Source organism: Desulfosporomusa polytropa (assembly GCF_055380075.1).
In genome coordinates this window covers 1,202,118-1,224,498 of the sequence record NZ_AP042400.1, presented here as the reverse complement: position 1 = coordinate 1,224,498, position 22,381 = coordinate 1,202,118, and the positions used below count along the sequence as shown (strand labels likewise).

Sequence of the window (22,381 nt, the reverse complement as noted above, 5' to 3'; positions counted from 1 at the left end):
TACCAAGGTAATCAGTTATTCAATATTCAACATATTGGAGCGCAATCGGAATATGATCCAATATTTCGCGAACTTCGTTAACAGTATCCGGTGTTGCTCGAATTTGCAATATTCCCGCACGCCGATCTAGCGTGCTGACAACTCCCAAATATTCATACCCTTCCATAATTCGATTAACATAATTTACATATTTGGGTTCAATCTGGATATAGATCGGTTTATCTATTGTAGCTGTCATTATTATCACTCCTGCCTTGCGGCCGTCTGAGCATAGAGTAGGGTACTACCGGTTGCGACACCGGCAGTGTCACAATTTGCTGTGGATGCGGCGCTACATTGATCGAATTACCTTCTGAATCAAATAGTTGGCTAATTGTTTGTACGAAATTTTCGGCACCTGGCTGCATAATTTCAATTTCTTCGCCAACCTTCATATTATTGCGTTGTTCTACTGTTGCCATGCCAGTTGCCAAATCATACGCCTTAACAAGGCCGACAAAATTATGAGTTTGAATATAACTGGATGAAGTATAAATTTGATCTTGCGGTGTTGTTTTATTAAAATAAAAACCAGTTGTATATTCTCGATGCGATACTTTTTGTAGTTCATCAAGCCATTCCTGTTTGACAATAAAGGGTGCTGCCCCACTACTATAACTGTCAATCGCTTCTCGGTAAACCTTAACAACAGTAGCAACATAGTGAACGCTTTTCATACGACCTTCAATTTTAAAACTATGTAAGCCACTATCCATCAGTTCTGGTATATGGTTGATGAGACATAAATCCTTGGAGTTAAAAATATATGTACCCCGTTCATCTTCTTGCACTGGTAAATATACTCCCGGACGACTTTCTTCCATTACATGGTACTTCCAGCGGCAAGGCTGGGCACATTCCCCGCGATTGGCATCGCGGCCTGTTAGATAATTACTTATTAGGCAGCGACCTGAATAGGACATACACATTGCCCCATGGACAAAGGCTTCCAGTTCAATAGAAACCTTGTGCCGAATAAGCTGTATATCAGCAAGGGAAAGTTCCCTGGCTAACACTACCCGCGTTGCTCCTAGTTCTTGCCAAAATTGAACAGTGGACCAATTGGTGCTATTGGCCTGCGTGCTAATATGTATAGGCAGTGCAGGCGCTACTTGCCTGGCAATGCGAAATACACCAAGATCAGAAACTAAGATTGCGTCAGCACCGATGGCAGCAATACGCTCAATATACTCTGGCAAACCAAGCAAATCATCATTGTGCGGAAAAATATTAATAGTTATATATGCTTTTTTACCAAGACTGTGGGCAAAATCAATCCCTTGCTCAAGTTCAACATCATCAAAATTATCACCAAAAGCTCGTAAGCCAAACGCCTTTCCACCCATATACACAGCGTCGGCACCATAAATAAGTGCCATCTTCAGTTTTTCTAAATTTCCAGCAGGAGCCAGAAGTTCTGGTTTAGTTTTCATAATATATTCGCCTCTCCCTGGTAACGTGATACAGCCATTCCATCGCCAATCTGATGGATTACCGTGTCAAACCGCGCATCATTAGTAACAAAATCAAGATAAGCTTTAAGCCGCTTAACAATTGTCCGAAAACGTCGAGGTGTCGCTTGGTGATCAAGCACCCAGCCTCTGAATAAGACATTATCAGCAATGACAATGGCTCCTGGAGAAAGTTTATCCATAACCTTCTCCAAATAATCAAGATATTGACCTTTCGCAGCGTCAATAAATACTAAATCAAAACTGCCATTCAATCTAGATATAACTTCGCCAGCATTGCCAGCAATAATTTCTATTTGGTTTAGAACACCAGCTTGTGCCAAAAATTGTTTGGCAACCAGTATCCGTTGGTCATCTTGTTCAATCGTTGTTATTTGCCCACCTGGTACCATGTTAGCGGCTAGAAGTAGTGTCGAATAACCAATTGCTGTCCCAATCTCTAGGATTGAGCTAGGGTTAGCAGCGGCGGTCACAGCTTGCAACAACTGACCGCTTTCCCGGTTGATGATTGGCACGTTATGTATAATCGCATAACTTTCCATTTCGGCTAATAGCGGCATAAAGTTGTTCTTCATAGCTGCACCTGATTGATTGCTACCAAATGTTCTTCATAAGTATTACTAAAATGGTGTTTGCCTTGTTTATCGGCCACAAAATACAAATAATCTGTCTTGTCCGCAAAAAGCACGGCTTTAATAGCAGCAGTACCCGGATTGGCAATTGGGCCTGGTGGCAACCCCATAATCTGATAAGTATTATAGGGTGAAGAGATCTGGGTATCCTGAATGGTAAGTTCGGCCTTAGGGTATCCAAGAATATATTGGATAGTAGCGCAGGACTGCAAAGGCATTTTTTTTTGTACCCTATTGGCAAAAACTCCAGCAATAATTGGCTGTTCTTCACTCAGCTTAGCTTCTTTTTCAACAAGAGAAGCCATTACGACAACCTCACGGATAGAAAGACCTAGTTCAGCGGCCCGCTGTCTACTCTCTGGAGTCAAATTAGTATCAAATTGCTTGACCATCATTGTAAGTAGTTCTTCTTCCGCTGTACCTCTAGCCAAGCGATAGGTATCGGGAAACAAAAATCCTTCCACACTGTATTTTGTATTAGGGTTAGCTGTCATATAAGAAAAAGGTGCAAAATTTTTAGCTAACGCTTTGAATTTCACGGGATTTGCTAATTGTTTTTCAGCCAGCAGTTCGGCTATTTGATCAACCGTATACCCTTCTGGAACCGTAAATTGTTGATAAGCAGTTTGACCCTGAGACATCATAAGCAGCATTTGCTCGATTGGCATAGTTGGACTAATAGAATATTCTCCGGCCTGGAGTGAATTTTCCAGACCCTGCAGTTTGGCTGCAAACCGAAAAACAATAGCATTTTTAATTAATTGCTGTTTTTCTAAATCTTCGGCTATAACTTTAGCCGGAGTACCTGTTTTGATGCGTACAAGTACTGGTTCGCCTTTGCTGCTAACCGGCTGCGTAAGCATCCAGCCAATTATAGCGCCAAAACTGAGAATAGTGGCTGCCAGTATCCCAATTGAAATTTTCTTGGCAACAGGGCTATTTAATAGTAACATGCACTATCCCCTTTTCGCATTTATTCTATATACATATGTTAAAGACTTTTGCAGATAGATGGTGTGTTAGCAATGCATCACCTATCTGTGCCTGCAAACTTCTTTATATATAGGCTAGTATTATTATAATCGATAATGTCCTATGAAGACAAACACCGATAAAGAAAATACGGCCTACTTTATATTAGGACTAAGAAAAGACTTGGCTTGTGCCAAGTCCGTTAAGACGCCGACAGAAACCGCCTGTACCCTTTAAGGGTATAGTTATCTTTCCATCAGGAAAAAAAAGAAGCCTGTCGGCTTCTTTTTACTCTTCCTCTTCGTCCTCAACCAGCTCTTCGTAGGCTTTACGAACCTCTTCAAATTCTTCATCAGTAGGATCTACGTAAATTTCTTCGCCGCTTTCGTCAACATCAATACGAGCGATAAATACGTCAGTTTCTTCAGTACAGCCACAACCGCAACTACAGCTATCATCGCTGCATTCGCAATCCTCTTCTTCGTCAACTTCAAACGGTACCAGTATCGCGAAGCGCTTGTCGCCAACAGGAACAATCATGTCTTCACGATAATAGTATTCATTACCTTCTTCGTCAGTCATGACAACTACTGGCTCATCAAACTCCATCATTTCATCGTTTTCATTTTCGTTTTCAGCCATATTTTTCACCTCTTTTTACACATACGCAATATAATTTTATCTTAGAAAACATATCCTGTCAAGGGACTCCCTGGAAAGTTGATTACCCTCGCGGCAAACTGTCAAGATATCCTTGTAAAATAAAAACTGCAGCCATTTTATCAATAACCTGCCGTCGCTTGGCGCGGCTAACATCAGCTGCTATCAGTGATTTTTGCGCTGCGACCGTGGACAAACGCTCATCCCAAAATGTAATCTCAACACCAGAAATCATTTGCACCAAAGCCGCACCAAATTTTTTGACAAGTTCTGCCCTTGGCCCAACAGTGCCATTCATGTTTTTGGGTAATCCAATAACAACAAGTCCTATCTGATAAAGGGCTATCAGTTCACTAAGCCTAGCAAAATCCTTCGTTGGCGATGTCCTACGAATGACTTCGACTCCTTGCGCTGTTAACTTCAGTTCATCGCAAACCGCTATTCCTATGGTTTTATCCCCGACATCAAGTGCTAGTATGCGCATTTATCCTCCCAATTATCACAAAAATATTCTATATATACACCACCCGCAAGCCTGCCTCTTTCATTCATAGCAGCAAGCGAACCGCAGTAAATAGTATGAATAAAATTGACCCTTGCGTCAAGTGCCGCGAATAATGGCAGCACCTTCGGCCAACGGCCGGTTTGACTACAAAGGGCCAATCGTAAGTCCAGCAAAACATACTCTTGATACGGCAAGACCTGTTTTTCCCAGTATATGGTAGTCCATCTTATTTATCTTTAAGATAGGCCTGCACCAATTCCTCAATAATCTCATCACGTTCTAACTTGCGAATCAGGCTACGGGCATTATTATGGCTGGTTATATATGTTGGATCTCCAGATATAAGGTACCCAACCAACTGATTTATTGGATTATACCCTTTTTCCTTTAAGGATTGGTAAACAGTAGTCAGGATTACTTCAGCCGCGTTAGTATCATCATTATTTACCTTAAACATCATTGTTTCTTGCGATATATTGGTCATGAAGCCTCCTCCTCCCTTATATTATCTACAAAATATATAGATATATATTCTACCTATCACTATATTTTCCTGTTAGGCTATTCAAATTTTTACAGGCAGACGTAAAGCCTGCCTGTAAAAATCACTTACTTAATTTGTGATTGAATGATTTGCTGAGCCATTTGCAGTGCCTCGGACAATTTTTCCGGTTGTTTGCCGCCAGCTTGTGCCATATCTGGTCGTCCGCCACCGCCGCCGCCAGCTACCTTTGCAGTTTCTTTAATAATTTTGCCAGCATGAATGCCTTTAGCGACACAATCAGCAGTAGCCATAGCAACAAAGTTGACCTTTTCACCGCTAACAGCACCAAGTACCACAACTCCAGATTGCAAACGGTCACGTACCATATCGCCAGTTGCCCGCAGGTTATCCATGTCAGCAGCAGCTACTTGGCCAACCACTACCTGAACACCATTGATGGTACTAGCAGCAGTTAAGAGCTCCTGTACTTCATTTTTAGCAAGTTTGGTAGTTAAGGTACCGACTTCTTTTTCAAGGTCCCTGACACGCCCGTTGAGCGTATCAATCCGGGTGACAATTTCTTCAGGCCTAGTCTTTAAAGCAGCAGAAGCTTCTTTAAGAAGTTCATTTTGCAGATTTAAATACTCATGGGCGCCATACCCAGTAACAGCCTCAATCCGGCGCATACCAGCACCGATACCGGCTTCGCTCACAATTTTAAACAGACCTATTTCAGCAGTTGATCCAACATGGGTACCGCCACATAGTTCTTTACTAAAACCATCTACTACGACTACCCGCACTCGTTCACCATACTTTTCGCCAAAAAGAGCCATGGCCCCCATTTCTTTGGCGACATCTTGTGTTGTCTCGATAATGGCTAACGTTGTATTACCTAAAATAACACCATTTACAATTTTCTCAGCCTCGGCTAACTGTTCATCTGTAACAGGCGCAAAATGCGTAAAGTCAAAACGCAGTCTGCTACTATCAACCGAAGATCCCGCCTGATTAACATGTCCACCCAAAACCTGTTTTAAGGCAGCTTGCAATAAATGTGTAGCCGTATGATTACGGGCAATATGACAGCGTCTGGTTACATCAACAGACAATTGGACAACTTCGCCAGTTTTTAAAGCACCCTCACTAATATGACCAATATGATAGATGGTTCCATCTGGTAATTTGCGGGTATTATTGACTTCAATTTTACCAAGAGAACTGGCTATTATACCAGTATCACCTACTTGCCCACCACCTTCGGCATAGAATGGTGTAACATCTAAAATTACAGCAATCTCGTCGCCGTCGAAAGCTTCCTCAACCACTTTACCATCTTTCAAGATCACAACTACCTTGGCACTTTCCGCTTCAAGGTTATAGCTAAAGGCTTCCGTCATTAAACCGGATAAATCAGGCATAACCACACTTTCTTCGCTATCTTGGCGGGCGGCGCGAGCCCGCTCGCGCTGCTCAGTCATTGCTTGATCAAAGCCTTGTTTATCAAAGGTCATGTTATGCTCACTTAAAATTTCTTCAGTAAGCTCCCAAGGGAAACCAAAGGTATCATAAAGTTTAAAAGCCAGAGAACCATCAAGTACAGTTTGGCCCGCCAGGGTAAGTTCTTGAACGTGCTTACTTAATAATTCAATTCCTTGTACCAAGGTAGTATGGAAACGTTCTTCTTCTAATTGAATTACTTTCTTTATGTAGTCCTTTTTATCAGCAATATCTGGATACGCCTGGGAAAATATAGTAGCTGCAATGTCAACAATATCAGTTAAAAACGGTTTTTCAATTCCCATTAAACGACCATGTCTAACAGCCCGCCGGAGAATTCGGCGTAAAACATAACCACGCCCCTCGTTAGAGGGTAACACACCGTCGCCAATCATAATGGTCATGCTGCGACCATGGTCGGCAATTACCTTTAACGAAACGTCGTTTTTCACTGACTGTCCATAGGTAACACCAGCTACTTTAGCAGCATAGTCAATGATTGGGTACAGTAAATCGGTTTCAAAATTCGAAGACTTGTTTTGCAAAACAGAAGCAATACGTTCAAGACCGGCACCAGTATCAATATTTTTCTTGGCAAGCGGAGTATAATTTCCAGCCTCGTCTCGGTCAAATTGAGTGAATACCAAGTTCCAAATCTCTAAATACCGGTCACAGTTACAGCCTACGGCACAATCGGGCTTACCGCAACCGCGTTCTTCCCCTAAATCGATATGGATTTCTGAGCAGGGGCCACAGGGTCCGGGACCAATTTCCCAGAAGTTTTCTTCCATTCTAATAATCCGGTCAGCTGGAACTTTGATATCGTTATGCCAGATATCAAAAGCTTCGTCATCATTCGTATAGATAGTAATCCAGAGTTTATCCTTCGGCAGCTCCAGATACTCGGTCAAAAATTCCCAAGCCCAGGCAATAGCATCTTTCTTGAAATAATCACCAAAGGAGAAATTGCCCAGCATTTCAAAAAAAGTATGATGGCGTGCTGTCCGACCAACATTCTCAATATCACCAGTGCGAACACATTTTTGACTGGTAGTAATACGCGGATGAGGCGGTTTCATTTTGCCGGTAAAAAAGGGTTTAAACGGAGCCATCCCAGCGCCAATGAGCAGCAAGGTCGGATCGTTCTCAGGAATAAGCGAAGAACTTGGTTGAATTAAATGATCTTTACTCGCAAAAAAATCCAGAAACAGTTTTCTTAATTCGTTTCCGGTCAATTGTTTCAAATTAATCAGCTCCAATGTATAAAAGTAATCCATTATTCTGGTGGAATTATACTACAATTTAAGATTTAGTGTCAATATTTGGTGTGAAGAGATTACTATAATAAAAGTCTAATACTGTGTTTTACTACTACTTTTCCCACTGCCGCCACTGGTACACCTAGCAGCATACCAATAATTCCAAATAATTCGCCACCAGCAAACAAACAGAAAATAACAGTAAGCGGGTGAAGTCCTACGTTCTCGCCGAGAATTTTGGGACCAATTATGCTTCCTTCCAACTGATGAATTACAAAAAATAGCAACGCCACTTTCACAGCAAGTAATGGTGACTCCAAAAGTGCTAAAGTTATCGCCGGAGCAGCGCCAATAAATGCACCAAAGTAGGGAATAATGTCAAGCAAGCCTGCAGTAATACCTATCAATAAGGCAAACGGGACATTAAAAAAATATAAGCCTGAACTGACCAACACACCGACAATGATAGCAACCGTAATTTGACCTCTAATTACTCCACTAAACACTTTATCAATATCTTTAATCGTCAAGGTGAACTCCTGTCGTAATCGGCCTGGAACCAACAAGAGCAAGCCTTCTTTGATAGCTTGCCAGTCATGCAAAAAATAAAAGGCCAATATCGGAGTAATGGCAAAGCCAATAAAATGGGTAATAAGCCCCATTATGCCGTCTGCTAAGTCAGTGGCAAAAGACTGCCCGGCTTGTTGCAAAGATACTACTGTATTATCAATAGCTACCCGAATTGAGTAAGGTAAAACTGAATTTTGATAGTGGCTTTGAATAAGATAAAATAATTCTTCACCTTTTCCTAAAATATGTGGCAGTTCCTTGGCAAAACTCTCTAAATCTCTAACAAAAATAGGCACAAGACGAGTTCCGCCAATAATAATAATAGTAAATAAAATTACATATAACAGTAGAATAGCTACAGCTCTTCCTAATCCTTTTTTTTCAAGATAACATACTGCCGGATTAAGCAAATAAGCTAGTAGCAAAGCAATAATGAATGGGTACAAGCCACTACGGACAAGCCAGAGAAAATAAAGCGTTATAAATGCAAATAGAAAAATAATTGTAAACCTACCATGTCTTTTCGTAAAATGCATACTTTCTCCTTGTCAATAAGAAAAGGGAGACCAGTGGCCCCCCCTAGTACCGGACACTAATCCAGTTTTTTCATCAACCTCTTGCGCGCTCGACGTGCGCCCCGCATTAAATCTCGGGTGGTATCGGCAACTGTGTCAGCACTACATTCAAACAGTGGCTTTTTTTGTGGTTTAGCCATGGGAACTATGATGGCGCCTAGTGCTGTTCCTACAAGGCCACCAAAAAACAATCCTTGCCAAAACTTATTGCGCATCATATCACCCCTTTTGTACCTCTAAATTAACAGTACCCTGCGCCATGTCATCATATAGAGTCAAAGTACCATCAGCCTCAACATTAAAGACTTTTAAATCCTGATTCCGTACCATAAACTCTACACAACAATCCCAGCAGTAGTACTGATCGGCACCGACTTTACCTATAGCCCGTTGCCCGCATATAGGACAAGTTGTCATAAACTACACCTCACACCTCTTTTGATTCAGGTATAAGAAGATTGGTCATAGTATCTGGAATTATTAATCGCTCCTGACCAACAACTTGCGCTTGCGGCAGCGGCATAATTTTGCGGCCATACAGCAAATCAGTAATAAGACCGTCAGAAATCTCATAAGCCTTTATCTCACCGGTAGTACTATCATAAAGAGCGTCAACTAGTATGCCAAAGCTCACCCCTGTATCAGTATAAATCTGCTTGTCGAGCAAATCACACAGATAATAAACAGTCCCCGGCATCATAGCCGGTGTTAACTCTTGCACAGCATATGTGGCTCGAAGCATTAGGGCATCTCTGCCAATCCTAAATACATCTTCAAACACAACGCCTTGATCATTTGTAAACCAATTAGCACCGGCGAGAACAATACCACGAACAGCAGCCTGCCCTAAGTCAAGAATTACTTCTTTTACCTCACCAATCTGCGCACCAGTTCCGGTAATGAGCACCGGCAGGCCAAACAAATTACGCAGTTTTTGCATCAGAAGGCCTCCATAACAGATTGTATTATTAGTATGGCCAAAAATGAGACTGTTTATAGCAAGTATTGTCCTCTATAAAAATATACGGCACAATTATTTTACTGTCTTTGTTATAATTCCCCCGCCGACAACAATATCATCATGATAAAATACAACAGATTGTCCAGGCGTAATGGCCCGCTGCGGCATGGCAAATTTTACATGAACCTGTCCATTACCACGGGGGGTTACCATAGCCTGTGCCGGAGATCCACTATAGCGAATTTTAGCTTCTACGGCAAGCGGCTCTTCCAGCGTATCCATTGTTATAAAATTGAGGTCACCGGCAATAAGCTCTGAGGCAAAAACATCCGGGTCTGAGCCGACAACCACTTCATTACGTTCCGCATCAAGTGCTATTACGTACAAGGGTTTGCCGACCGCTAACCCAAGCCCTTTACGCTGCCCTACCGTATACAGCTGTACCCCTTGATGTTGCCCTAGAATTTGACCAGTGAGATCTACAATATTTCCCGGTTTCAGTGATTCTGGAATACGATTTTTTAAAAAAGCTTTATAATCATCATTAGGAACAAAGCAGATCTCCTGGCTGTCAGGCTTATCAGCAACCGATAATCCTAATTCTCTGGCCATTTTTCTGGTTTCAGTCTTAGCAAATTTACCCAGCGGCATCAAAAAATGTCGGAGAGTATGTTGATTTAAGTGGTATAAAGCATAGGACTGATCTTTGGTGAGATCAACCCCTTTACGCAACAGGTAGCGCTGGCGGTCGTCATCATACATAATCTGCGCATAATGACCAGTAGCTACATATTGTGCGCCTAGTGCTAACGCTTTGGTCAGCAGACCCTCAAATTTTACATAGCGATTGCAGGCAATACAGGGATTTGGTGTCCGTCCAGCCGAATATTCTGCCATGAAATACTTAACCACTGTGTCTTGGAACATGTCGCGGAAGTTAAGTACATAGTAGGGAATTCCTATTTTATTAGCAACTCGACGTGCATCGTCAACGGCGGATAGTGAACAGCAGCCTCTACTGTCAGGGTCATCATTATTTGCCTGATCTTTTTCCCATATTTGCATTGTTGCGCCAATTACATCATAGCCTTGATGAACAAGAAGGGCGGCAGTTAAAGAACTGTCCACCCCTCCGCTCATGGCTACAACCACTCTGGGCTTATCAGCCATTAATGAATCACTTTCCTTTTTTAGCAATGTAGTCTTTAATCGCTTCATGCAGCGCATCGGCTGCCAGATTAGAACAGTGCATTTTAGCAGGCGGTAAGCCACCTAACGCTTCGGCAACTGCTTGATTAGAAATTTCCAAGGCTTCATCCAGGTTTTTACCTTTAACCATCTCAGTTACCATACTGCTAGTTGCAATGGCAGCGCCACAACCAAAGGTTTTAAACTTTACGTCAGTAATTATATCATTTTCTACTTGCAGATAAATTCGCATAATATCGCCACATTTTGCATTACCCACTTCACCAACACCATCGGCATCTTTTATTTCACCGACATTGCGGGGATTGGAGAAATGATCCATAACCTTATCATTATACATAGTTATTCTCTCCTCTACATTTAATTAATGGTGATGACAACTAGAGCAGGGATTGGACGGCTTGAATTCAGCCGCACTTCCATATAACGGGGACATACTGCGCAGTTTTTCTACAATCTCTGGTACGACTTCCAAAAAGTAATTAATATCTTCTTCTGTATTGCCGCGTCCCAGTGTGACTCGTAGCGACCCATGAGCCACTTCGTGAGTTAAGCCCATAGCTAAAAGTACATGCGATGGGTCTAGCGAGCCTGAAGTGCAAGCAGAACCGCTCGAAGCTGCAATTCCTTTCATATCAAGATTCAGGAGTAACGATTCACCTTCAATATATAGAAAACTAAAGTTGACATTACCTGGCATTCTATTTTGTGGATGACCATTCAGTTTTACATGCGGAATCTTCTCCAGAATGGTAGTTATCAATTTATCGCGCAAGCCCGTAATATAAGGAATTTTATTAGCCATACCCTTGCTAGCGATTTCGGCAGCTTTTCCTAAACCAACAATCCCTGGCACATTTTCAGTACCAGCCCGTAGGTTACGTTCATGAGCGCCACCATGCTGAATTTCCTCAATTCGTACACCACGACGGATATATAGAGCACCAATTCCTTTACTAGCATTGAATTTATGGCCTGACATTGTGAGTAAATCTATATTAAGATCTTTAACGTCAATAGGATAATTACCAACAGCCTGTACTGCATCAGTGTGGAAATAAATCCCTTTCTCTTTGGCAAGTTGTCCAATTTCTTTTATCGGTTGGATTGTTCCTACTTCATTATTTGCAAACATAATACTGATAAGTATTGTTTTGTCGGTAATAGCATTTTTCAAATCTTCCATTCGTATCATAGCATTTTCGTCAACTGGCAGATAGGTAACAGTAAACCCTTGCTTTTCAAGATATTCGCAAGTATGCAATATAGCGTGGTGTTCAATGGCTGTTGTTATAATATGATTGCCTTTCTTACGATTAGCATAAGCCACACCTTTAAGTGCTAAGTTGTCACCTTCAGTACCACCGCTAGTAAAGAATATTTCATTAGGAGTGGCATTAATCAAAGCTGCTACTTTTTCGCGGGCTTCTTCGATTGCTTTGCGAGTTTCCCGTCCAAAAGCATGGACGCTGGATGGATTGCCGAATTTATCGGTCATATATTCCAGCATCAGTTCAGCAACTTCCCGGTCAACCGGGGTAGTAGCCGAATGGTCAAAATAAATACGTTTCATGCTACTCATCTCCTTGTCTCTTTTCCTCTTCTTCCTTGCATAAATCGTCAAGCGAAATTGAATCCAATACAGAGGTAATACTATCTCTTACCTTTGCCCAGACACCGCGAGTCACACATATATCAACCCGTGAACAGAATGTTCTGCTTGCATCATCAGCCAGCAGGCAATCTACTGGGGCAATCGGACCTTCCATAACTCGGATAATGTCACCAACCGAAATTTGCGCCGGTTCTTTAGTTAATGCATAACCACCTTGAGCACCACGTACGCTTTTCACGTAGCCTGCCTTTCGTAGTGTACCCATTAACTGTTCAAGATAATGTTCAGATATTCCTTGGCGCTGGGCAACACTTTTCAGTGAAATGGCACCTTGCCCATAATGGAGTGCCAAATCATACATCGCCGCTACACCATATCGACCTTTCGTTGATAGTTTCACAGCAACCTCCCGCTCCGGCTTTCCTTTTCCGACTATTATGATAGGTTTTCTTTAAATAAATATATCAGAATTTAAAACCGTTGTCAAAGGATAATATGCTAATTATTTCCCTGTAAAATTCCCCCTAACTATACGTATATTTGCATAGTTAAATCACCGATGTATTTATTTTATTTATATGATTGACACTATATGTAGACTATGCTATTTTAAATAGATTATATAGTAAGGAGGTCGTATATGAGTAGTAATACAGGCAATATACAAACGGTAAAAATCGTTACAGCTGATCCAAGTGGTTTGGGCCTATTTGGCCTAGCAATGGTTACATTGGTGGCTTCTTCACAAAAACTTGGTTGGACTACTGGTCTTGCTTTTGTCATTCCCTGGGCTGTCTTTTTAGGTGCTTTTGCCCAATTAATTGCAAGCTTCCATGATTTTAAACACAATAATACCTTTGGCGCAACAGCATTTGCCGCTTATGGCCTATTCTGGCTTGGGGTAGCCACTTCCTGGCTGATTAAACTGGGGGCTTTTGGTCCAGCCTTAGCTGCTGATGCTAATGGTACACAGCTAGGAATTGCTTTTATCGGTTATTTCATTTTTACTGTTTTTATGACTATTGGAGCTATGGAAACGAATAAAGTTCTTTTTATTATTTTTTTCTTGATAGATATACTATTTCTCGGTTTGGCGGCAGATTCGCTTGGCTTAGGCCATAGCTGGCATACGATTGCCGCTTGGGCTGAATTTGCTATTGCGATTGTTAGCTTTTATGGCAGTGCCGCCGCTACCCTGAATACACATTTCGGCAAGCAATTTTTACCCACAGGTAAGCCTTTTGGTATTTTTAAATAACTGTAGTAATAATAAAATAAACCAATGCCCTCGCATTTTGGTGTGCTCCCCGTCAATAGGACAATCAAAAAATATAAAGATTTTTTTACAGCTCATCCGTTTAGATGGGCTATTTTTCTTATGCAGCCCTGTAATGTTCGTGGTATTCATAAGGTGTCATAACGTCCAGCTTTCGTTGTAACCGGTCAAAGTTGTAGTAGTGAATATAACTACGGATTGCATGCATTAATTCCGTTCTACTGGTGAATTTCCGAGTATAGTACATCTCGCGTTTCAGTATTCCCCAGAACCCCTCCATTGGCCCATTGTCAATGCAGTGGGCCACACGGGACATGCTTTGTGTCATTTCCTTTTTAATGAGTCTTTTGTGAAATCCGCGGCTCGTATACTGGAATCCGCGATCGCTGTGAAACAGTGGATGTGCTGCAGGTTCTGCTTTTGCTGCTGCATCGAACGTATCAAACGCCAGCCGGTTATCGTTGTGGTCGCTTAATACAAATGACACAATCCTGCGATCGTAGAGATCCAATATGGCGCTCAGATAAAGCTTGTGCACAACCGGACCTTCAAAGTATTTAAATTCACTTACATCCGTCAGCCATTTTTCATTAGGGCAATCTGCATGGAACTTGCGGTTCAGGATATTATCTGCTATATAATCCGGATTTGATGCACGACGGGTGCAACAGTTATGGGGGTTCTTTATCGTAGAATGGATATGGAGTTTCCGAGCAATCCGCAGGATACGTTTGTCATTTACCTGTTCATTGTATTTGCGATTTAGATCATCCCGAATCCGGCGGTACCCTTTATCCGGATGCTGCTCATGGATTTCTATAACTTCTTTGGCTAGCCGTTCATTTTCTTGTTCATGCAGGCTTTTGCCGTCATTACGCCAATGGTAATAGGCCGACCGGCTGACATGCAGGATTTTACACAATATCTCAACCGGATAATGCTGTTGACTATCTTCAGCTAAGGCTTTCACGGCTTCATATTCTCGTTCTTGGCGCGTGAAGCCAAGACATCCCTTCTTTCCAGTTCCTTCAGTTTTTTTAGCACGTCAACTTCCATCTGCAGCCTCCAGTTCTTGTGTTTCAACTGGGCAACTTCAGCCTGTAGTTCTTCTTGCGAGGTACGGCCAGGCAATGTTCCAGCCCGATGCCCACGCCGATCTTCCAGACCTGCATTTCCCATTTCTAGGTATTTTTTTGTCCACTGGTATACCTGTTGGTACGATACCTGGTATTTCAGGGCTGCTTCGCCATAATTCGTATCATGGGCAAGACAGTATTCGGCGATTTCCACACGCTCATTCAGTGTCATCTTTCTAGCTTTTGACATGATTCGGCTTCCTCCTGACCGGAGCTTGAACTCCTCATGTCCATTATACTGCGTTAGCCAATGACGCAATTGGGAATCAGAGTGAATCTGGTATTTTTTGCAAATACCCAATAGGGAATCATCACCTTGCAGATAATCGGTCACAGCTGCAAGCTTCAGTTCCGGCGGATATACTCGATTGTTCTTCTGCGATTGTAAGCCAGCTTCACCTTCTGACTGGTACTGGCAAATCCAGACCCTCACTGTTTTGTGGTCAACTTCCAAGGTATTTGCTATATCGGCTATGCTTATGCTTTTTGCCAAATACTTCTTGCAAGCATCTATCTTTAAAGCGATCGATACTTTTTCTTTATGTGGCATAAAATTACCCCCAGACAAGACAATTTGTTTTTTCATTGTCCTATCTAGGGGTAGCATATCAGTTTTGCGAGGGCATTGGTTTATTTATTATTAGATTTATTTTTTGTAAGCTGCTCCAGTCTTTGCGCAAAACCAACTTCAAAACCATGTTGTTTAGGTTGATAGTAATTCCGGTCACTCAACTTGTCAGGCAGGTACTGCTGCTCAACAAAGCCTTCTTCATAGTTATGGGGATAAAGATACCCCTTACCACTGTCAAGTGACTGAGCGCCCGCATAATGGGCATCACGAAGGTGCGGCGGTACACTTCCACAATCTAAGCGGCGAATATCCTCAAGGGCTTTGTCAACAGCTACGTAGGCTGCATTGCTTTTGGGCGCGCAAGCTAAGTAAGTTACAGCCTGGGCTAAGGGAATCCTGCCTTCAGGCATACCGATAAATTGAACAGCCTGAGCGGCTGCCATTGCCACTACCAGCGCCTGCGGATCGGCATTGCCAATATCTTCTGCGGCACAAATAACTAGCCTCCGCGCAATAAACTTGACATCTTCGCCTGCTGCCAACATTCGCGCCAGATAATGTAAAGCAGCGTTAGGGTCCGAGCCCCGCATGCTTTTGATAAATGCCGATACTACGTCATAGTGATTATCACCTTTTTTATCATAAGCCTGCAGTTTTTCTCCAGCAACTGCTTCGATAATCGCTGCGGTTATCTCCTTGGGTTGCCCCGGATCAAGCATGGCTGACGCTTGTTCCAGAATGTTAATTGCTGTTCGTGCATCACCACCAGCAATTGCTGTAATCGTAAGCAAGCTATCTTTGCTACAGGTAATTTCCTCTTGTCCCAAGCCACGCTCTTTGTCAGTTAGCGTCTGCTGCAAAATGCCGATAATTCCTTGCTCATCCAGACGCTTTAATCGTACTACCCGCATCCTTGAAAGTAACGGAGAATTCACCTCAAAATAAGGATTCTCTGTGGTTGCCCCAATCAAGATGACAGTGCCGTTCTCAACATAGGGCAGTAATACATCTTGCTGTCCCTTATTAAATCTATGAATTTCGTCTACAAATAAAATAGTTCGTCGTTGCTGAGCCCGCAGACGTTCTTTGGCACTTTCGACCACTTTTCGAATGTCTGCCGTACCAGCAGCTACCGCATTCAATTTTTCAAAATGGCTACCTGTTGTTTGGGCAATAATATGAGCTAGTGTTGTTTTCCCTGTTCCTGGCGGGCCATAAAGAATAATTGACGGTATATTATCAGCTTCAATCATTCGTCGTAAAAATTTTCCCGGACCAAGAATTTCTTCCTGGCCTTTGTATTCCTCAAGTGTTCTAGGCCGCATGCGAACGGCTAGCGGCCTTGTATCCCTCACTTGGGGTTCAAACAGATTCTGCGAAAATAAGTCCACATTATCACCCTTTTATTGCATATGTTCTCCTATAGTATTCTATGTAAAAACTAAAAACTCCTTGATGTAAAATGAATAACTATAAATAGACCATCACTGCTGGTTAGCTACCAGGAGTGATGGTCTATTCTGCAAATACTTGATTTTAGAACGCGCTCAATCCCCACTATGCCGTATCGCCTTTGTTTTGAACCTGCCCTCGGCAGGTGGGTGCTCGCCTGCTTATTTTGTGTGTCCCTAAACGTTAGGGCATACACGCCATAACCAGAGACAGGCTCCCGCAGTAAAAGTGTTGGCTCAAAACATTGACATTACACGCACACAGTAGGGGGTGAGCACAATTCATTAACCTGCTTTTATATTATCAAATAAATCATGCAATTGCAAGAGATTCAATAATGGGATATTATTCCACCGAAGGCTTCTCTTGCTTTTTTGCAACAACATCAGACTTGATAAATAGTTCCTTAAGCTGTTTTAGACCAACTTCTGACGGCGCTTGCATCATCATATCGGAAGCACTTTGTGTTTTGGGGAAGGCAATAACGTCGCGGATGGAAGAACGTTTAGCCATTAACATAACCAAACGATCTAAACCAAAGGCGATGCCGCCATGGGGTGGAGTACCATACTCAAAAGCTTCTAGTAAGTAGCCAAATTTGTCCATGGCTTCTTCAGGAGTTAAACCAATAGCTGTAAATACTTTTTCTTGAACGCTACGATTATAAATACGTAGACTGCCACCACCCAGTTCAATGCCGTTAAGAACCATGTCATAGGCTTTGGCTTTAATCCTGCCTGGATCGTTGCCTAAGAATTCTATGTCTTCATCACGTGGTGAGGTAAACGGATGATGCATAGCTACCCACCGTTTGTCTTCTTCATCATATTCAAACATAGGGAAATCGATAACCCACAAGAAAGAAAGTTTATCAGGGTCGATTAAGTTAAGACGACGACCCATTTCTAAGCGGAGCTGTCCTAGTGCGGCGGCTACAACTTTAGGCTTATCGGCGACAAACAAGATTAAGTCACCCGATTCAGCTTGCGTGGCAGCTGTCATTTTATCAATAGTATCTTGGCTGAAGAATTTAGTGATCGGTGATTTTAGACCCTCGTCAGTATAGCATATCCAAGCCAGGCCTTTAGCACCATAGGTAGCAACAAAATTGACCAGACCATCAAGTTCTCGGCGCGGGGCATTGGCGTAGCCTTTGACATTAATGGCTTTTACTTGACCACCATTAGCTAATACAGTATCAAATACTTTGAAACCAGACTCCTTAAAAACACCTGATAAGTCAATTAGTTCCATGCCGAAACGAAGATCTGGTTTATCAGAACCGTAGCGAGCCATAGCCTCGTCATAGCTTAAGCGAACAAATGGTTCAGGTACGTCTGCTCCAATGCCTTCTTTAAAGATGTAAGAAACCATTTCTTCTGTGAGGGATAAGATATCTTCCCGATCAATAAAGGACATTTCAATATCAAGCTGAGTAAACTCAGGCTGCCGGTCAGCACGGAGATCCTCATCGCGGAAACAACGGGCAATTTGGAAATAACGCTCCATACCGCCAACCATTAGTAATTGCTTATAAATTTGCGGTGACTGAGGTAAAGCATAAAACTTGCCAGGATTTACCCTGCTGGGGACTAGATAGTCTCTAGCGCCTTCCGGCGAACTTTTAGTAAGTATTGGGGTTTCCACTTCAACAAAACAATGCTTGTCTAAAAAGTCCCGCATCGATTTGGTTACCCGGTGTCTAAGCATAAGATCCTGCTGCATCTCTGGACGCCGCAAATCAAGATAACGATATTTCAATCGTAAAATTTCATCAACATCAATGTTGTCTTGAATATAAAAAGGAGGTGTTTTAGCTGTATTCAATATTTTCAACTCATTGCCAAAAACTTCAATTGTACCTGTAGCCATATTAGGATTAATTGTACTTTCAGAACGAACCTTTACAACGCCGCGTACAGCTAATACGTATTCATTACGAACTGCCTCAGCCTTACTAAAGGCGTCTTTATTAACATCAGGTGAAAATACAACCTGAACAATACCGGAACGGTCACGCAAATCAATAAAAATAAGTCCGCCATGGTCACGCCGTCTTGAAACCCACCCACACAGGGTAACTTCCTGTCCGGTATGATCCTGATTCAGGATATTGCAGGCATGGGTGCGTTTTACCCCCTGCATTGTATCAATTTTACTAGTAATTTCATGATCAATTATTTCCATTTGTGACATTACTTCTCCATCCCCTCTGAAATCATAGGTACCAGTGCAGATCTATCCATTAATTCCTGACTGCCTGTTTCCATATTTTTTAACATTACTTTCTGCTCTGCTAATTCATCCTCACCAATAAGGGCCACATATTTAGCGGGATATTTGTTAGCATACTTCATCTGTGCTTTCAAGCTGCGGTTCATAAAATCCATATCGGCAGCAATACCAGCGCGGCGCATTTCTGTTAGCAACTGAAATGCTGCGGCCCGGGTTTCAGTTCCCAATGGGGCAACAAAAACGTCAATCGCGTTAGTAAATTTCGGCAGTAATTCTTGCTTTTCCAAAGCTAACAACACTCGCTCAACACCAATCGCAAAACCGATACCAGGTGTTGGCTGCCCGCCACATTCAGCAATGAGGCCGTCATAACGTCCACCACCACATACTGCGCTTTGTGCTCCTAAGGGTGAATACTGAATTTCAAAAGCAGTTTTTGTATAATAATCAAGTCCACGCACTAAGCGGGGATTTATCATAAAATGAATTCCCGCTGCTGTTAGTAACTCTTGTAAGCCAGCAAAGTGACTGCTGCACTCTTCACACAGGCAATCCAGCATGTGAGGGGCTCCCTGGGAATATTCAGCGCAGGTTTCATTTTTACAATCCAAGATACGCATCGGATTACGGTCATACCGCGACTGGCAATCTGAACATAAGTGAGGAAGTTTTTCACGGAAAAACTCCTGCAATTTAGTTCGATACACCGGACGACAATTCGGACACCCAACAGAGTTTATAAGTAATTTTAACTCACTTAATCCTAGCTTATTGAGGAATCCTACAGCCAAACTGATAACCTCAGCGTCGATAGCCGGCCCTTGCGCACCAATTGCTTCAACACCAAACTGGTGAAATTGGCGGTAGCGTCCAGCCTGCGGACGGTCATACCTAAACATAGGGCCAATATAAAATAGCTTTGTGGGTTGAGGTCCGCTATAAAGTTTGTTCTCAAGATACGACCTAACAACAGAGGCCGTATTTTCAGGTCGTAAAGTAATACTGCGTTTGGCTCTATCAGTAAAAGTGTACATTTCTTTTTCAACAATATCGGTAGTGTCTCCGATGCCGCGCAGAAAAAGTTCAGTATGTTCAAAGACTGGAGTACGAATCTCCTGATAAGCAAAATTGTGGCATACTTCACGTATTATTTTTTCAACATACTGCCAATGTCCACTATTGTCAGGCAATATATCTTTGGTCCCCCTGGGGCCAGTTGTCAACATAGTAAATCCTCCTCATGGGCGCCATACAATCTTGAAAGCAAGGTATGTCTTTCGCTCAGATATATATCTAAATTTTTTATATAGGAACCAATATCTTTAGCGTTATAAGAGCTTTGTAACCGCCAGTTCTTAGGGTTTACCGCCTTTGTGCCAGCAGCTGGCCCAATGCCGATGATAGTCTGTCTTTCCTCCATAATTTGCATATTATACAAGCAATCCGTATCCGGTTTGGCATAGCCGACATTTTCAAGATTACCTGTCATATACTTCTGACGGTATAGATAATAAGGATGCATGTTCATATTAGCAGTATAAGTGGCGGCAGTTTTGAGCATTGATTGAGTTATTTCTTCGTTAGGCAATGCTTGTCCTGTTATTACGCCAGAACTTAATGATTCTTTGAGAATAGAACCACGCTTTAATGCCAAGGTATGGACAGTAATATTCTCAGGATTAAGTAGTGCAATTTGCCGCATGGTATCTTCCATGTCAGCCTGGCTCTCTCCTGGCAGTCCGGCAATGACATCCATATTTACTACAGGTATTTTTGCATGGCGAATTTTAGCGAATACATCTATTATATCCTGAACAGTGTGTCGCCGTCCAATCTGTTTTAACGTTTTATCTTGCATTGTTTGTGGATTTATACTAACTCTGTTTATTCCATAGTGACGTAATACATCAATTTTTTCATCGTTAATACTGTCAGGCCGACCGGCCTCAACAGTAAACTCGCTTGTATAAGGCCCATAAAAATTTTGTTTTACCAATGCTACCAGTTTGGACAAATCATCTGCTGCCAGACTGGTCGGCGTTCCGCCCCCCACATAAATATTCTCTACCGATAAATTAAACTTTGCTAGTAAACTAGCGACACCTTCAATGTCTTTAGTAATTGCCCGGAGAAAAGCATCAAGTTGTTCACGTCGCTCTGGCAGCACGTAAGAAGGAAATGAGCAATACAAACATCGGGACGGACAATACGGTACGCCTACATAAATACTTACTTTTTTTCCTCCTGCAAGTTTATCAGGAGTCGCAATAAACGGACGTTGATAAACAGCTATGCCTGTAACAAGTTCAGCTTTAGCAGACGCTAACGCATACTCTCTGATAAGCCTTGTTACAATTTCAGAATGATCAACATTTTGATCAAGCAATTTATGAACAATTTTGGTCGGACGAACGCCGCGTAGTATCCCCCAAGGTCCAGGATTATGTCCAGCTATTTGCCGCATCAGCTTCAGCATATTAAGTCGTACTAGTCGTCTTATAAGCCCGGTTATGTCTTCAACTTCTTTATTTCGTATATTTTCCTGTAATAGTGGACGACGTTCATACTCTGTCAACTGATTTAGCACGGCTGAGGAATTATAAAAATCAATAGTTACTTTGACCTCTATTGTATCCTCATCAGACTTAACTGCACATTTTACCAACAAACTATCAGGCCGCAGTTGGTTTAACTGGGCTTCTTCCTGCCAAATTCCGGCATCATTAACATCAAATAGTGCCATTGTGTCACGGATTGCAGCTAAAACATCCACATGGGTACCAGTAACGGGAGTAATAAAAAAATCCTTAATCTTCACAGTGCTTTTGACACTCCTGACAATATCCATAAAACTTTACTTGATGATCTACGATAGTAAAATTGCTGTTTTTAGCAATGATGGTTTCCAGGTCTTCCAGTAGATCATCAGCAAATTCAATGACTCGGCCACAGGTAAGACAAATAAGATGGTGATGATGGTGGGGACTACTGGTTTCATTAATTTCATAGCGGCTGCGACCATCACCAAAATTAATTTTTTGCAGAATCTCAAGTTCACTAAATAATTCAAGGGTACGATAGACTGTTGCCAAACCAATATCATTTGATTGCTGACGCACAATATTGTGAACGTCTTCTGCACTTAAGTGTTTATCGCGATTATTGATAAACACCTGCAAAATGATCTGACGTTGTGGCGTAAGCTTATAATCGCGTTCTCTAAACTTCTGGCGTAAGTTAGATAAGTCAACATTCATA

The 22,381-nt window shown here is 42.1% G+C and carries 24 protein-coding genes and 1 other RNA gene; 1 reads left to right on the top strand and 24 read right to left on the bottom strand.

Going from position 1 to position 22,381, the window contains the following annotated elements; translation table 11 throughout:
- Positions 1–19: 19 nt before the first annotated feature.
- From ACZ449_RS07645 to ACZ449_RS07570, 16 genes are all read right to left on the bottom strand, one after another.
- Positions 20–238: a DUF4911 domain-containing protein gene (locus tag ACZ449_RS07645; RefSeq protein WP_464260428.1), complete on the bottom strand. Its 219-nt coding sequence runs from the start codon at positions 236–238 to the stop codon at positions 20–22.
- A complete protein-coding gene (locus ACZ449_RS07640) occupies positions 219–1,472 on the bottom strand; it encodes a peptidase U32 family protein (RefSeq protein ID WP_464260427.1) in 1,254 nt (417 codons plus the stop codon). The genes ACZ449_RS07645 and ACZ449_RS07640 overlap by 20 nt, the downstream gene beginning before the upstream one ends.
- Positions 1,469–2,086 (bottom strand): O-methyltransferase, encoded by a 618-nt coding sequence (locus ACZ449_RS07635; RefSeq protein WP_464260426.1) that lies wholly within the window; start codon positions 2,084–2,086, stop codon positions 1,469–1,471. The genes ACZ449_RS07640 and ACZ449_RS07635 overlap by 4 nt, the downstream gene beginning before the upstream one ends.
- Positions 2,083–3,096: an endolytic transglycosylase MltG gene (gene mltG / locus ACZ449_RS07630; protein WP_464260425.1), complete on the bottom strand. Its 1,014-nt coding sequence runs from the start codon at positions 3,094–3,096 to the stop codon at positions 2,083–2,085. The genes ACZ449_RS07635 and mltG overlap by 4 nt, the downstream gene beginning before the upstream one ends.
- Positions 3,097–3,403: 307 nt before the next feature.
- Entirely contained in the window at positions 3,404–3,757 is a 354-nt protein-coding gene (locus tag ACZ449_RS07625) for a DUF1292 domain-containing protein (protein ID WP_464260424.1), read from the bottom strand.
- Positions 3,758–3,839: 82 nt separating this feature from the next.
- On the bottom strand, positions 3,840–4,259 hold the full coding sequence (gene ruvX / locus ACZ449_RS07620; protein ID WP_464260423.1) for a Holliday junction resolvase RuvX: 420 nt from the start codon (positions 4,257–4,259) through the stop codon (positions 3,840–3,842).
- Between the two features lie 247 nt (positions 4,260–4,506).
- Positions 4,507–4,764: an IreB family regulatory phosphoprotein gene (locus tag ACZ449_RS07615; protein WP_464260422.1), complete on the bottom strand. Its 258-nt coding sequence runs from the start codon at positions 4,762–4,764 to the stop codon at positions 4,507–4,509.
- Positions 4,765–4,889: 125 nt separating this feature from the next.
- On the bottom strand, positions 4,890–7,508 hold the full coding sequence (gene alaS / locus ACZ449_RS07610; protein ID WP_464260421.1) for an alanine--tRNA ligase: 2,619 nt from the start codon (positions 7,506–7,508) through the stop codon (positions 4,890–4,892).
- A 95-nt stretch (positions 7,509–7,603) separates the two neighbouring features.
- Entirely contained in the window at positions 7,604–8,629 is a 1,026-nt protein-coding gene (locus ACZ449_RS07605; RefSeq protein ID WP_464260420.1) for an AI-2E family transporter, read from the bottom strand.
- A 56-nt stretch (positions 8,630–8,685) separates the two neighbouring features.
- Entirely contained in the window at positions 8,686–8,886 is a 201-nt protein-coding gene (locus tag ACZ449_RS07600) for a hypothetical protein (RefSeq protein WP_464260419.1), read from the bottom strand.
- A gap of 1 nt (position 8,887) precedes the next feature.
- Complete coding sequence (locus ACZ449_RS07595; protein ID WP_464260418.1) at positions 8,888–9,085, bottom strand: hypothetical protein; 198 nt, start codon at positions 9,083–9,085, stop codon at positions 8,888–8,890.
- A 10-nt stretch (positions 9,086–9,095) separates the two neighbouring features.
- A complete protein-coding gene (locus ACZ449_RS07590) occupies positions 9,096–9,608 on the bottom strand; it encodes a PRC-barrel domain-containing protein (protein ID WP_464260417.1) in 513 nt (170 codons plus the stop codon).
- Positions 9,609–9,701: 93 nt separating this feature from the next.
- Positions 9,702–10,799 carry a tRNA 2-thiouridine(34) synthase MnmA gene (gene mnmA, locus ACZ449_RS07585; protein ID WP_464261838.1) on the bottom strand — a complete coding sequence of 366 codons (1,098 nt, stop codon included), beginning with the start codon at positions 10,797–10,799 and terminating at the stop codon, positions 9,702–9,704.
- Between the two features lie 7 nt (positions 10,800–10,806).
- Positions 10,807–11,178 (bottom strand): Fe-S cluster assembly scaffold protein NifU, encoded by a 372-nt coding sequence (gene nifU / locus ACZ449_RS07580; RefSeq protein ID WP_464260416.1) that lies wholly within the window; start codon positions 11,176–11,178, stop codon positions 10,807–10,809.
- A gap of 24 nt (positions 11,179–11,202) precedes the next feature.
- Positions 11,203–12,411: a cysteine desulfurase NifS gene (gene nifS / locus ACZ449_RS07575; RefSeq protein WP_464260415.1), complete on the bottom strand. Its 1,209-nt coding sequence runs from the start codon at positions 12,409–12,411 to the stop codon at positions 11,203–11,205.
- Between the two features lies 1 nt (position 12,412).
- Positions 12,413–12,853 carry an RrF2 family transcriptional regulator gene (locus ACZ449_RS07570; RefSeq protein ID WP_464260414.1) on the bottom strand — a complete coding sequence of 147 codons (441 nt, stop codon included), beginning with the start codon at positions 12,851–12,853 and terminating at the stop codon, positions 12,413–12,415.
- Positions 12,854–13,093: 240 nt separating this feature from the next.
- On the opposite strand from ACZ449_RS07570, the gene ACZ449_RS07565 reads away from it, so the two are divergent.
- Positions 13,094–13,711, top strand: coding sequence for an acetate uptake transporter (locus ACZ449_RS07565; protein ID WP_464260413.1), 618 nt, complete (start codon positions 13,094–13,096; stop codon positions 13,709–13,711).
- A 118-nt stretch (positions 13,712–13,829) separates the two neighbouring features.
- On the opposite strand, the gene ACZ449_RS07560 is transcribed toward ACZ449_RS07565, so the two are convergent.
- From ACZ449_RS07560 to ACZ449_RS07525, 8 genes are all read right to left on the bottom strand, one after another.
- The gene (locus tag ACZ449_RS07560; protein ID WP_464260351.1) at positions 13,830–14,699 is read right to left on the bottom strand and encodes an IS3 family transposase; all 870 of its coding nucleotides are present in this window, start codon (positions 14,697–14,699) and stop codon (positions 13,830–13,832) included.
- On the bottom strand, positions 14,696–15,415 hold the full coding sequence (locus ACZ449_RS07555) for a transposase (protein ID WP_464260350.1): 720 nt from the start codon (positions 15,413–15,415) through the stop codon (positions 14,696–14,698). Before ACZ449_RS07555 ends, ACZ449_RS07560 begins: the two co-directional genes overlap by 4 nt.
- An 80-nt stretch (positions 15,416–15,495) precedes the next feature.
- A complete protein-coding gene (locus tag ACZ449_RS07550; protein ID WP_464260412.1) occupies positions 15,496–16,827 on the bottom strand; it encodes a replication-associated recombination protein A in 1,332 nt (443 codons plus the stop codon).
- A gap of 156 nt (positions 16,828–16,983) precedes the next feature.
- Positions 16,984–17,161, bottom strand: a non-coding RNA gene (gene ssrS / locus ACZ449_RS07545) — 6S RNA.
- A gap of 72 nt (positions 17,162–17,233) precedes the next feature.
- Positions 17,234–19,042, bottom strand: a complete 1,809-nt coding sequence (aspS, locus tag ACZ449_RS07540; protein ID WP_464261837.1) for an aspartate--tRNA ligase — start codon at positions 19,040–19,042, stop codon at positions 17,234–17,236.
- A gap of 41 nt (positions 19,043–19,083) precedes the next feature.
- Positions 19,084–20,349, bottom strand: coding sequence for a histidine--tRNA ligase (hisS, locus tag ACZ449_RS07535; RefSeq protein ID WP_464260411.1), 1,266 nt, complete (start codon positions 20,347–20,349; stop codon positions 19,084–19,086).
- Entirely contained in the window at positions 20,343–21,941 is a 1,599-nt protein-coding gene (gene hemZ, locus ACZ449_RS07530; protein ID WP_464260410.1) for a coproporphyrinogen dehydrogenase HemZ, read from the bottom strand. Before hemZ ends, hisS begins: the two co-directional genes overlap by 7 nt.
- Entirely contained in the window at positions 21,931–22,380 is a 450-nt protein-coding gene (locus tag ACZ449_RS07525; protein ID WP_464260409.1) for a Fur family transcriptional regulator, read from the bottom strand. The genes hemZ and ACZ449_RS07525 overlap by 11 nt, the downstream gene beginning before the upstream one ends.
- Position 22,381 lies beyond the last annotated feature (1 nt).

Excerpts from the sequence above, each read along its gene's own strand:
- mltG (WP_464260425.1), bottom strand. The coding sequence starts at position 3,096 with ATGTTACTATTAAATAGCCCTGTTGCCAAGAAAATTTCAATTGGGATA.
- ACZ449_RS07600 (WP_464260419.1), bottom strand. The coding sequence starts at position 8,886 with ATGATGCGCAATAAGTTTTGGCAAGGATTGTTTTTTGGTGGCCTTGTA.
- nifU (WP_464260416.1), bottom strand. The coding sequence starts at position 11,178 with ATGTATAATGATAAGGTTATGGATCATTTCTCCAATCCCCGCAATGTC.
- ACZ449_RS07635 (WP_464260426.1), bottom strand. The coding sequence starts at position 2,086 with ATGAAGAACAACTTTATGCCGCTATTAGCCGAAATGGAAAGTTATGCG.
- ACZ449_RS07565 (WP_464260413.1), top strand. The coding sequence starts at position 13,094 with ATGAGTAGTAATACAGGCAATATACAAACGGTAAAAATCGTTACAGCT.
- ruvX (WP_464260423.1), bottom strand. The coding sequence starts at position 4,259 with ATGCGCATACTAGCACTTGATGTCGGGGATAAAACCATAGGAATAGCG.
- ACZ449_RS07590 (WP_464260417.1), bottom strand. The coding sequence starts at position 9,608 with ATGCAAAAACTGCGTAATTTGTTTGGCCTGCCGGTGCTCATTACCGGA.
- ACZ449_RS07645 (WP_464260428.1), bottom strand. The coding sequence starts at position 238 with ATGACAGCTACAATAGATAAACCGATCTATATCCAGATTGAACCCAAA.
- ACZ449_RS07595 (WP_464260418.1), bottom strand. The coding sequence starts at position 9,085 with ATGACAACTTGTCCTATATGCGGGCAACGGGCTATAGGTAAAGTCGGT.
- ACZ449_RS07640 (WP_464260427.1), bottom strand. The coding sequence starts at position 1,472 with ATGAAAACTAAACCAGAACTTCTGGCTCCTGCTGGAAATTTAGAAAAA.
- ACZ449_RS07605 (WP_464260420.1), bottom strand. The coding sequence starts at position 8,629 with ATGCATTTTACGAAAAGACATGGTAGGTTTACAATTATTTTTCTATTT.
- ACZ449_RS07625 (WP_464260424.1), bottom strand. The coding sequence starts at position 3,757 with ATGGCTGAAAACGAAAATGAAAACGATGAAATGATGGAGTTTGATGAG.
- hisS (WP_464260411.1), bottom strand. The coding sequence starts at position 20,349 with ATGTTGACAACTGGCCCCAGGGGGACCAAAGATATATTGCCTGACAAT.
- ACZ449_RS07525 (WP_464260409.1), bottom strand. The coding sequence starts at position 22,380 with ATGAATGTTGACTTATCTAACTTACGCCAGAAGTTTAGAGAACGCGAT.
- ACZ449_RS07555 (WP_464260350.1), bottom strand. The coding sequence starts at position 15,415 with ATGCCACATAAAGAAAAAGTATCGATCGCTTTAAAGATAGATGCTTGC.
- ACZ449_RS07615 (WP_464260422.1), bottom strand. The coding sequence starts at position 4,764 with ATGACCAATATATCGCAAGAAACAATGATGTTTAAGGTAAATAATGAT.
- mnmA (WP_464261838.1), bottom strand. The coding sequence starts at position 10,799 with ATGGCTGATAAGCCCAGAGTGGTTGTAGCCATGAGCGGAGGGGTGGAC.
- nifS (WP_464260415.1), bottom strand. The coding sequence starts at position 12,411 with ATGAAACGTATTTATTTTGACCATTCGGCTACTACCCCGGTTGACCGG.